This is a genomic window from Psychrosphaera ytuae, assembly GCF_017638545.1.
GTDB lineage: Bacteria > Pseudomonadota > Gammaproteobacteria > Enterobacterales > Alteromonadaceae > Psychrosphaera > Psychrosphaera ytuae.
Window position 1 is genome coordinate 2543897 of sequence record NZ_CP072110.1, and the last position, 12728, is coordinate 2556624.

Consider the following 12728-nt stretch of genomic DNA (forward strand, 5'->3'; position numbering starts at 1 on the left):
AGATCCCTAATTATTAAGGGTTTAATTTGCTCTTAACATAACAAAAAGTGGATTTTTGACTATTCTTTAAAGACACAACAAAGCTCAATAGCGTCTAGAGAGAAGAGTTTGATTAACTCCATTCAATTTCATTTTTTGTTAGATCAGGATTTGCCACAGCAACTCATCAAACCTAGTTATGATATCCCTATGGTCGTTGGCTCGGTGTTGATCGCTATTTTTGCGTCTTATGTCGCATTTGTCTTGGCAGCACGAATCAAACGATCACAGTTGAAAAAAGAGTCGGATATTTGGACTTGGCTGGCTTCGTGTTTTTTGGGCGTTGGTATCTGGGCGATGCACTTTGTTGGTATGTTGGCGTATCAATTGCCCTTTGTCGTTGATTACAACATCGAAATCACCGTTTTGTCTGTCGTGCCCGCGATTTTAGCCAGTTACATAGTGCTATCTCCGCAATTGAGTCGATATCGCAACCTAGTCATCAAAAGTATAATGATGGGTCTTGGCATAGGCAGTATGCACTATGTGGGGATGATGGCGATGCGCATCCCTGCCCAAATGGCATATGATCCTTATATTTTCGCTTTTTCAGTTATTGTCGCTGTCACCCTGTCAGGCTTTTCTCTAAAACTCAATGATATGCGCCAAACCTCTAGTTTGGGGTTTGTGGCAATAAATAGTTTGTCCGCAACCTTCATGGGGCTGGCAATTTCAGGGATGCACTACACCGGAATGGCTGCCATGCGAGTTTGGGGAGGGCCGCCTACGACTCCAGTTGATGTGCAAGCAAATCATTTTATTGCTGAGCTAATAGTAATTGCAGTCGTACTTTTAAGCATATTTCTGTTAATAGGCTTGGAGCTAAGGACTCGGGCAATCGTTGCAGTCAGGCTTAATACTGTTTTGGAGGCCGTTCAAGAAGCGGTTGTGAGCATAGATTGTAGTGGCCATATTGAGTTTGTTAATACTTCAACAACCGCAATGTTTGGCTATGAGCCCAGAGAGTTAATCGGCCAGAACGTCAAAATATTGATGCCCGATAGTTACGCAAAAAAACACGACCAATACGTTGCAAATAGCAACCACGATACTCAAAACAAAGTATTTGGTAGCAGTAGGTTGCTCAAAGGTAAAAAGAAGAATGGTGATATTTTTCCTATCACTCTAACCATCGCAGCTCTAAGTAATGAAAAAACCGGCGGCTTTGTCGGTACCATTCGCGATATGTCTGACTTACGCAATCAAGAAGCGTTTATGCAGACGGTGTTTGATTCTGTTCCTATGATGATAGCAGTAAAAGACGCGAAGGATTTAACCTTCTCCCATATCAACAATGTTGGGGTTGAGTTGATGGGACGACCTAAAGAAGAAATTATAGGTTATTCAGATCAACAGCTCTTTGATGCAGGTACCGCAGATTTTTTTGAGTCGTTAGATAGAAAAGCGATTCTGGATGGAAAGCAAATTGTAATTGATGAAAAACCATTAGTCATAGGCGAAGAAAATCGTTATTTACGGACCAAAAAAACACCCATTTATGACTCTTCTGGGAAAATAAAATACGTGTTGGGTGTCAGTGAAGATATTACCGACTTAGTTGAAGCACACAGAGAAATTGAACATATCAATCAGCGTATTTCCTTCGCAACTGGAGCTGCCAAAATAGGCGTTTGGGAATGGAATATGGAGGACAATACGCTGATTTGGGACGATGTCATGTTTGTTATTTTTGGTCTGTCCCCGACTCAATTTAACGGCGAATACGGTGACTGGGCAAAGTTGTTATACAAAGATGATTACGACATTGTCGTAGAAGCGTTACAGGAATGTGTTGCTAACCGAAAAGACTTTCATCAAGAGTTTAGGATTAACCGTCCCGATGGCCAGATTCGTTATATTAAAGGTGATGGGCGCTTTTATGGTAATAAAATGATCGGTATTAATTATGATGTCACCGAGCGGGTTTTGGCCGAACAAAAGATCAGAAAGATGGCAGAGAGCGATGCGTTAACGGGTCTTGCTAACCGAACTGCGTTAATTAAATTTTTGAGACGTGAAAAAGCACGTTCAAAGCGAACCGGTAATAGTGTTGTCGTCTTGTATTTGGATTTAAACAAATTTAAGCCTATCAACGATACGCATGGGCATAAGGTCGGAGATGAGGTACTGATTGAAATTTCAAAAAGGATGGGCGATGTCGCCCGTGAGGTTGACTGTGTTGCTCGAGTTGGTGGTGACGAGTTTGTCGTTGCTCTGGCTGATATGGCAAATTTACAAGCTTTAGATAACATAAGTGAGCGTTATCATTCTGCCATTGTAAAACCCATTAAGACAGAAGCTGGCGAGCTTGTTGTTGGTGTAAGTATTGGTAGTGCTCAATACCCCAAAGATGGAGAAACAGTTGATGACCTACTCAACGTCGCAGATGAGCGCATGTTTGAGGAGAAAAAGCGCAGTGGGGCAGGGCGTTAAAGTTAACTCACTAAGACTTATTCATTGGGTAATGCGTAAGTTCCGTTTGCGTGAGCGATGAGTTGCGGCTCACCTTGAGAGTAAAATCGAACCTCACCAATAGCCAAGCTTTTACCTACTTTTAATAGCTGGCATGCGGAAATTCACGTTCAAAAAACGCCTGAAGCTGTTGCTCATCGGGTGTGTTTGGGTTTTTCATAACGTTATCTCATTTGTTAATTAATTGAATTGTTTTTATTTTACAACAACATGCTGGTTTTTGTACCGATCTTGACATTTTCTCAATAAAGTCTATCTTTACGGGGTTTAGGGAAGCGCGGTTAATATGGATGTTAAGAATTAATATTTTGACTTCCTCTAGTTGTGCCCATCTAACTAGCAATGAAATGGAAATCAAAATGAAAAACAAACTTACTCTTGCCGTTCTCTCGGCATTATCTACTACTACCCTTTTACAACCTGCTTTAGCCCAGAATATTGATATCTCTGTCGAGTCTTTAAAGAATACGCTTGTCGTTGAAGCTCATAATTATGGCAAAACCGCTTCTTATCAATACAGGCTTAAGTTTCAAGCAGCTGGTAGTCAACAAGCTACGTTTACTAAGTGGCAATCAAAACGCTCATTTTCTATACCTGCTCAATACGGCAAAGTCTATAAAGTTACCGTTGAAGCTCAAAACCAAGCGACAGGCGAAATTGTCCAAGTCGAAGAAGATGGGGTTTCACTCGCTAATTTAAAGCAATTTAAGTCAAGCAACAAACATCGAGTTGCGGAATACAGCATTGTAAGTCAAAACAATACGACTAATGCTCAATCTGAAGATTGGGCGACCAATTTTACAATCGATTTTGACGCTTTTCCTAGAGTCATCATAACGTCAGACCTTAAGTATCAAGACAAATCATTTGATGGCTCTGCTGAAAATCTACCTTTGTTAACGAGTAGTGATATTAGCCTCAGGGAAGATGGCCGATATGAAGATGTAACTCGAATTGTTCAACCTGATCCTAATTCATCTAAGAAGATCGTTGATATTGTCTTTGTTCACGATGACTCTGGTAGTTTGGGTGATGAAGCGCAACAAGTCAGAGAAAACATTCTTAACTTTGTTCAAACGTTAAGCGATGAAAACTTTGATTACCGAATTGGCTTAGTACCTTATGGTGGTTATAACTTTAGCCGACCTGAAGGAACATTGTTAAACAATGGTAGCTTGACGGATGACCCAGTTGAGTTTCAATCTTACATTGACCAGATGCGCTTTGACGGAAGCCGAGAAAAGGCATTTGATGCAATGCATCTAGCGATTACAGGTACACTGTGGCGACCAGCGACACAAAAAGTCGTAGTGTTAGTGACGGATGAAGATAATGACTGGGGCCAGATCAATGAACAAACTGTCATTGATACGTTTTTGGACAATAATGTACTGTTTTATGGTTTAACCGCTGGTCACTCGGACTTTGAGCGCATTGCGACAGCCGTTTCTGGTCGAACGTTTGATGTAAGATCTGATTTCTCAATCATTCTTAACGAAATTGGTGCGGATTTAACATCTCGTTATCAAACCCAATACGAAAGCGACAATACCCAATTAGACGGTGTTGAGCGAGTTATTGATTTTAAAGTTGATACGTTAGATTTTAACAGCAACCCTGTGGTTGGTGAGTTTTCTATCAAGTACACGCCAATCGTGCCTGTAACATTAGAGTTGACACCGGATACATTGGCTTTGTTGGGCAAAGGTCAATTACCTGGTCAAGCTTTACCAATTCGTGTCGCCGCTGGCTCGGAAGCCGTTATCTCTGGCATGCGCCTAGGTTATCGTCATTCAACAGAAACGGCTTATACTTTTGCTGATATGTCACAAGAGACGGATGGCTCTTGGTATGCTGATATTCCACAAAGCGCAGTACAGGATGGCTCAGTTCAGTTTTACATTAGTGCGGTAACAGACGCTGGTACAAAAACTCTACCTGCTACCGATCCTCAAACTAAGCCGATGACTATTACAGTCTTCCCAAATGTGCCGCCAGAATTCAACCACACACCGATTGAGAGTGCTCCGGCTAATTCTGACATTATCGTAACAGCAATGGCAGAAGATGCGACCAACGCTGTAGCGACTGTTTCTATGTACTACAGAGAATCAGGCGCACCACTTTACACCGCAGTAAACACGCAATTTGATGCTCCTACTGCATCTTTTGAAGAGATCATACCGGCTTCGGCGGTTACGTCTCTTGGCGTTGAATATTTCCTAGTTGCAGTAGATGACTTTGGCAGCGAAACCTTTATTGGAAGTCCCGAACAGCCATTGTTTGTCAATGTTGATGATGAAGTCTTACCGGCTGCGTGTAATGAATTTGGCAGCATTAAAGTTTGCGCCAATGATTTTACAGAAATTACCGACTCTACCAATGTATGGGCAAGTGGTAACGTTCAATTGGGTCTGACGACGGGTAATAGCTTGCTTGGCTTCTCTGGTACGTTAGTTATTGATTCAGGTACTAACGAAATTAGAACTCTTTCAAGTGGCCGAGTGAAAGCAGTTGATATTGTACTAGGTAATTTAGCCGCTCAAGATATTCCACTTGGCGAGATGTCTTTTGAAATCGATGGTGGTGACGCTAATCCTGAACTTATTCCGACTGGTAGTTTCGGTTTCAGAATTAATTCTGCATCACTGTCAGGTGAAACCATAGCAATTGCTGATACTAATATCTCGATTCCTTCAGAATTGACCTTGCCATTGTACTTAGATTACGCCGATGTAAATTCGATGGATGATGAGTTAATTACTTTAGGTGATCTTGTTCTGTCACAAAATGAAAATGAGTCGAGCCTAGCCTTTACGATTGATATGGATACTGCACTTGCCGGTAACAATAGCAAGCGCATTGGTAAGTTTGGCGGCAGTGGTATGCGTGTCGAACTGGATTCTTTAGAGATTGATCTTCTTAAACCTGCGATGGGCTTTGAAGGTGAAGTTAAATGGAATCAGTCAGAGTACGAATTAGAAACCGAAGTCGGCTTAAATCCGGTTCAAATTAATCGCTTTGGGTTTGAGTGGGAAGACCTTAGCCGTAAAAGCTTTATCAGTAAGAAAAAGATCCCTATCGGCACTACAGGCTTTGTTATTGCTCACAGTAACACAGCATTAGAGTGGCAACGTGTTCCTGACGCTCAGGTTTCGGGTAGTATTACTGGTTACTTCTCAGATGCAGCGGGTGGACTAGCAAATATCGGTAGTGCCATCGATGCAGATATTTTGAGTGGTTCGTTAGCACTGACAGTTAAAAATGGCGCTAAAACTTGGGTTGGTTCGGGTAATTTAGAGTTACTTGAGCAGTTTGAGCTAGCGTCTGCAGAGTTAACTGCAGGTTTACTGGGCTCTGCTCAATATGGCTTTAATCTAAGCGGTCAAATTAACATTGGTGACGTTATTGTTGGTAATGCATTACTCAATGGTCAATCTGGTGCGAGCTTTACCCAATTCCACTCACTTTCAGAACTTGCTATCCAAGTACCTAAAAAGGTCAAATTAGTTGGTGGCAAACGCTTAGCGGGTACGAGCAGCGAGCTTTTAATCAAGAGTGATCATACCAACAATGATGCACTAACCGCTTATTTCCAAGTTATCACTCGCGTTATCGCTGTAGATGTCGGTGTTAAGGTTGATTTTTCTGATCCGTCGGATATCAATTTTGACATCATCAAAAAGCCGGGCAGTGTTTCTAATGTGAAGCCTAAAGCACAAACGAGCCTCGTTTCTGCTGCAGAATATGAACTATCCGTCGGTGCTGATGAAGATTCGGTGTTATTCTCTGTGCAAACTACTGCAGGTTTACCTGAGTTAGAAATTGTCACACCATCAGGTAGCGTTATTAAAGCAAGTGATATCACTTTAGACTTTGATGCTCCTGCACCAAGTGGAGTGACACAATTTGCTTACGATAACGGTGATAACCAAACGGTTATTGGTTTTGTTCTTCCTGAAGAAGGCGACTACACAGTACGAGTTTTAAATGACGCTGATGTAGCGGGCATTGATGTTGCTATGACACTACCTGTAGTGCCGCCACGCGCTACACTCTCTAACGTACCGCAAAGCGTTGAGTTGTCTGAAGCGCTTGATTTTGATTTAGAAGTGGTCAATTTAGATAGCTCTGCAACCGTAGAAGTAATGCTGAAAGACAGTCAATCTGATTTGATTCTGTCGTTAGGTGAATACGAAGTTAATCAAGGCGCAAATAGTTTATCTGTGACTCTACCAAGCACGTTAAACCCAGGTGAGTTCACACTTGTGTCGGTGGTTAAATACGAAGGTATGTCAGCTGACGTAACCAGCGAGACAACTATTAGCATCGAAAACTCAGCGGCTCCTACCGGCCCTACCGATGTCAGTGTTGTATTCAACAATAGCCACGCAATGGTGTATTGGACAGCGGACCAAAATACTCAAGTCGAGTCATACTTGATTAGAGTAGAAAACCTATCGAGACAAACAACACAGTTCTATACGGTTAGTGCGACTCTTGAGGAGTTCATGATCCAAAACCTGAGCAATGGGGACCTATACGAAGTCAGTATTGCGTCTATGTTAGACACGGGAGTGTCGAGCGGGTTTAATGAAGGAGTATCAGGAAGTCCAGTAGGTATGTGGACCTCTGGTTCGCCTGATCTTGGTTTTGCTTTAGAAAGCGTTTTACTCTCGTCTGAAACGGAAATGCGTGGCGAGCCAATTCAAGTTGCGGCTACCGTGACCAACTCTGGAGCCTTCCCAGCGTATTCCGCTAGGTTTAACTGTTACATAGGTACTATCAGCAGTAACACGTTGGTAAGCAGTCAGCTTTTAGGAAATATCGATCCTGATATGTCTGTAGATTTAACGTGTAACATCGATCAAAGTGAATACGATGTAGTTGGTTCTGAAATCTATTTGAAGTTGGTCGATATCCAGCTACCAGATGCGTCGTTAACTAATAATGGTGCTGTCGTTGTTAACCCTTATGCTAAAAATGTCGCACCTGAAGGTGAAAGCGATACGGTATTATCACCTGAAGACGTTGTTGTAGACATTGATGTAATGGCCAATGACAAGGACAGAAATGGTGATGAGATATCTATTGAGTCTGTGACACAGCCTCGATTTGGTAAAGTTACCATTGAGGAAGGATTACTTCGCTATACGCCAGATTTACATTATTACGGAACAGACGAGTTTACCTATACCTTGTCGGATGGTGAATTAACCTCAGAAGAAGTCATGGTTGATATTGAGCTGACGCCAGTTAATGATGCCCCAATCATTGTTGATATGGCTGACGCACAGGTGTCTGAAGGCGATGCACTGAAAGTCGAATCTAGTGTTTCTGATGTTGATAACACAGAGTTGTCAATGACTTGGGTGCAAACCTCAGGCGTTGCAGTCGAAATCACAGATGAAAATGCTGAAGATCTAGAATTCACGGCGCCATATGTAGAGTCTGAATCAACCTTGACCTTTGAGCTTAGTGTTTCTGATGGTGAACTTGTGTCTACGTCTGAATTAACTGTAGTTATCTTGAATGATAATGCTTCTCCTACTGTGACTGTGTCTGGTCCAGCTGAGGTTGAAGAAGGTGACGCTGTATCAATCACGTCAGTGGCAGAGGATATCGATGATACTGAGCTTACTGTTTCTTGGCAGCAAACAAGTGGTCCAACTGTGAGTGATGTTACCTCATCGTCAACAGGACTATCATTTACAGCTCCATCAGTTGATTCTGATCAAACGGTGACCTTTACAGTAACGGTGGCAGATAATGAACTATCGGTGTCCAAAGACATCAGTGTTTCTATCAAAAACAAACCTGAGCCGGTAACACCACCACAGCAACCAACTGAAAATAATGACTCTGGTGGCGGTAGTTCAACGCCAGCGTTGGTTTTATTAGGGTTGTTTGCAGCGGCAGTTCGTCGACTTACTCGTAAGTAACGGATTAATATACTTACTAAAAGGCCATGTCTTTGATATGGCCTTTTTTATTGTCTCATCTGTTTACATGTATAAAAGTCACCCACTAACCGTGGCGTAATTTCCTCCAGACTCCCTCTTCAATAGAACAATTCTTCCTCCTGTAACAAAACCGGCCAGCGCGAACCTTTGTGAATTTGAGCATTAATTTTTATTCCACTAGAGGGTTTGACGAAAAAATAGTCATTCTTTTTCCAGAATTGTGGAACAGCTTTCCTAATTTAACCTCCAGTAAAAACTGGAGTACTCAAGGTAAAAGTCGTGTGTTCGTATATTGATAGGTAAATACGGTGTAGTTGAAGGATTGCGAATTGATATCCAAGCCGTTTTATCTATGAGCCGATGAAAAGCGGTAATTGTATTGGCTAGCTCAGCAGTCAATTCAGGATATAAAAACAAACACTTTCTAGGGAAGTTGAAATGACAAACTTTAAAAATAGCATTGCAGCCCTGGCGGTTGCAGCTGCTTTAGGTATTTCAAGCGCAGCTATGGCTGCTGAAACGGGTGGTTTAAAAATCCGTGTATTAGATAAAAGCGGTAACCCTGTTGCAGGGGCTGCTGTAATGGTCGACGCGCCTGACACATTGGGCAGCAAAACTGCGGTTTCTGATGCCGATGGTTATGTTACTTTACGTGGTCTTGACGCATCAAACCAATATACAGTCAGCATTTCTGGTGATAATTTGCAGTCGTTCGAAGCTACGGACGTTCGTGTTATTACCGGTAAAAGCTTAAACCTTTCTTATTCAATTAGCCGTGCGGCAAGTGACATGGAGCGTATCGTTGTTTCTGGTAGTTCAATTTCTGCAATTGATACTACCTCTGCAACAACAGGTATGGACATTACACTTGATATGACTGAGTCACTACCGACAGGTCGTTCATACCAGAGTTATTTACAATTAACTCCGGGTGTTAAACCAAGTACAAGTGGTAACCCTTCTTCAAAATCAGGTGTTAACTATTCGGATGCAGGCGGCTCAGTAGGTTCGTCAACGGATAATGTGTATTACATCGATGGCGTTAACGTAACGGACAACGTAACCGGTACATTTGGTGGTAACATCAACTCAGAAATCATCCAAGAACAGCAAGTTATCACGGGTGCAATTCCTGCTAAATACGCTGGTGGTTCTGGCCTTGTTTCACGTGTTGTAACTAAATCTGGTGGTAACGAGTTTCATGGCTCTGTGAACTATTACCTACAAAATGACAGCCTTGTTAGTGATTACGAGAGTGAAAAGAAAGAAAACAGTGCGTTTTCTACCTTCGATACTGCGGTGACATTAGGCGGTCCAATTATCAAAGATGAACTTTGGTTCTTTGCTTCTTACCAACTTAAAAACCGTGAAGACGATGTAGTTGATCCAGAAACGGGTCAAGTATCACGTGTCGTTGAGCGCGAGAGTGACTTAGGTTTTGGTAAGCTAACATGGCAGGCTACGGATAATGATCGTTTGGTTTTGACCTTCTTTAACGATCCGACTGAGATTTCAGGTAGTGCTAACCTTGCGACGGTTTCTAACCGTGACCGTAGTACGAAACAAGGTGGTGACAACTACAAAATTGATTACTCTCACTCATTTGACGACCTAGTCATCAATGTAGGTTACATGAGCCACGAGTCTGAGTTATCAACTTTGTCAAAAGACAAATCAACGCGTAATGACGTGGCTTACCAAACGAATGCTGGTTCTGTAACACAATCAGATACAGACAAGGGTGGTTTTGGTGCAGATACATTGCGTAACCGTAACAAGAGCAGCTACTACATCAACGCTGAATATTACCTAGATACTCAAGACTTTGGTTATCACACAATTGAAGTGGGTTTCTCGGGCGAAACAAATGAGAACATCACCAACTCTATTTACAACGGTGATTCTGCTCAATACACCTCAATTGGTGCAGCAGATGCTGGCGCGACATTTGATATGTACGCAAACGGCACTTGGGTAGGTAACATTGACTTTTCTGATGATGACAAAGATCGTATCGCAAGTGCTATCGGCATTGCTCCAGAAGACGTGTCTAACATAGTGTTTGACAGCTCGACAGGTAACCCAACGGGCGACGTAAACGTTTATCGTATTATCCAAACACAACAAGCGGAATCTAAGTTAGAAACTAAAGGTAAGTCGATTTATATTCAAGACAGTATCAACCTTGATGATTTGACGTTAAACCTAGGTCTTCGTGCTGAACAGTGGGAGCACTTTGCTTCTACGGGCGAAAAGATCTTTACCTTTGACTGGGATATCGCTCATCGCTTAAGTGCGGTATACGACGTAAATGGTGATGGTGATTCGAAGGTTTGGGTATTCCACGGCCGTTACTACGATCCGATTCGTACTGACATGACCTCGTTTGCGGGTAACTTGACGGGCTCTGTACGTGAAGAGCAAATCTTCTACAACGGTCAATGGAATACGTTCCGTACTCGTGGTGGTGTTGCTACACAGGATGCGTTCTTTGCACCAACAACAAAAACGCCATACACAGATGAGTTCCTTGTTGGTTACTCGCAAAACTTAACCGATGACACCAACATCTCTGTAACTTATACCAACCGTAAAACGCGTGACATTCTTGAAGATTACGATTTAGGTGTATATGCAGAGGGTGGTCAATTAGACGGTTCGTCTTTAGCGTTACCATTATCTTACTTTGGTTATACAGAAAACCCTGGTTCTAACTACGTACTTGCGACGTTAGAAGGTGGTAAACGTGATTACCAAGGCGTAGAAGTTACCTTTAAGAAACTACGTACAGACAACTGGAATATGTTGGCATCTTATACCTACAATGATGCAGAAGGTAACACCAACTCTGACGGTAATGCTGACCTTCAAGGTGACTTCTATTACCTAGATCCTCGTGCACCAAACATGTACGCGAAGCAACCGGGTAACGTTGATCACCAATTCAAAATCTTAGGTACATATTACTTCGACAATGGTTTTGAATTAGGTGCGGTGTACAACTGGAACTCAGGTACAGCTTATAACCGTGCGACTAACGTGTATGGCCGTTTGTTGCCATTACGTGAAGAGTCTACTTATGACTTTGGTGGGTTTGAAGGTCGTTGGATTGCACCTGGCAATACTGCGAGTCAAGAAACACCAGCATACGGTACATTAGACATTCGAGTTAAGTACAAGCATGACTTTGGTGGCTACCAAGCTGAATTCTTCCTAGACGTATTTAACGTCTTAGATGACCAAGCGGTTGTTGAAGAAGAGCAATTGGTTGCAGGTAGCGGTACTTACGAGTTTGGCGAAGCAAAAGATTGGGTTGCACCACGTCGTCTATACCTAGGCGCGAAGGTCCTGTTCTAATCAAAAAAGCGATTCTCCCTGAAAGTAAGGCGGCCGTAATGGCCGCTTTTTTTTTACTCAACAGAACAATTAAAACCGCCAAACGCCCAATAATTGCACAGCGTTCTCGTCAACATCAGTACCGAGTTTATTGTTCCAGTATTGGTATTCTATGCCCGCAAAAAGGCGATTGGGGGCTTGAGATAGAGCCTTACCCACATCCCAACGAACTTGAACTTGAGCTAAAACCCAGCTTTTGGTTTCGCGGTTGGTGATTTCTGTTTTTCGACGGTTGATGTATTCGGCGTGGCCATCTATATAAAATTGTTGTTGCTGAATGGCAACTGGATAGCTCCACGACACATCGACTATCCAAGAGTTTTCTTCTTTTGGCGCGCCACCGTTTGCAATACCTTCGTTGTCATCTATGTAGCCGGCTATTAAAACGTTTAAAAAGTTAAACCCTTCAACATTAAGGCCAAGCTGGACTCCAGGCAGGTATTTGAGAATGTCAGACTCTGGTGCCGCGTTTATACCCATAACCAATCGAATATCGGACAATAAACCATTGTAGCTGACGTCGAATACCTGCTTGGTACTGAGGGTTGGATACCACTCTAAATACAATGAATCACTATTATTAACACTACTGTAGTCGACGAAAAAGAAATTAGTGCCGAAGTCCCAGCCACTTGAATGTTGAAAAGTCAAAATCGTGGTATCTGCACTTGAATTCGGCACCGAATCGAATGGCTGATCTAGTTTGCCGTACTGGACATGAAGCTCAGTGGTGCTCCAATTTGCAGCGTGACTAGACATTGATATAAGAGTGGCGAACATAACTACAAGCGCTGCTGCGCTTTTGATATAGGCAGGTTTCATAGGAGCTTTATCCAAACAATTTAAGTGAGTAAAGCT

The 12728-nt window shown here is 42.5% G+C and carries 4 protein-coding genes; 3 read left to right on the top strand and 1 reads right to left on the bottom strand.

Annotated features, from left to right (window positions below; genetic code table 11):
- The first annotated feature begins 108 nt into the window (after nt 1–108).
- The 3 genes from J1N51_RS11340 (at nt 109) to J1N51_RS11350 (ending at nt 11831) form a co-directional block, all read left to right on the top strand.
- Nucleotides 109–2472, top strand: a complete 2364-nt coding sequence (locus J1N51_RS11340) for an MHYT domain-containing protein (RefSeq protein ID WP_208831378.1) — start codon at nt 109–111, stop codon at nt 2470–2472.
- 398 nt (nt 2473–2870) lie between these two features.
- Nucleotides 2871–8453 (top strand): cadherin-like domain-containing protein, encoded by a 5583-nt coding sequence (locus J1N51_RS11345; RefSeq protein WP_208831379.1) that lies wholly within the window; start codon nt 2871–2873, stop codon nt 8451–8453.
- 459 nt (nt 8454–8912) lie between these two features.
- Nucleotides 8913–11831, top strand: a complete 2919-nt coding sequence (locus J1N51_RS11350) for a TonB-dependent receptor (RefSeq protein WP_208831380.1) — start codon at nt 8913–8915, stop codon at nt 11829–11831.
- A 69-nt stretch (nt 11832–11900) separates the two neighbouring features.
- On the opposite strand, the gene J1N51_RS11355 is transcribed toward J1N51_RS11350, so the two are convergent.
- Nucleotides 11901–12692: a hypothetical protein gene (locus tag J1N51_RS11355; RefSeq protein WP_232842795.1), complete on the bottom strand. Its 792-nt coding sequence runs from the start codon at nt 12690–12692 to the stop codon at nt 11901–11903.
- Between the last annotated feature and the right edge of the window lie 36 nt (nt 12693–12728).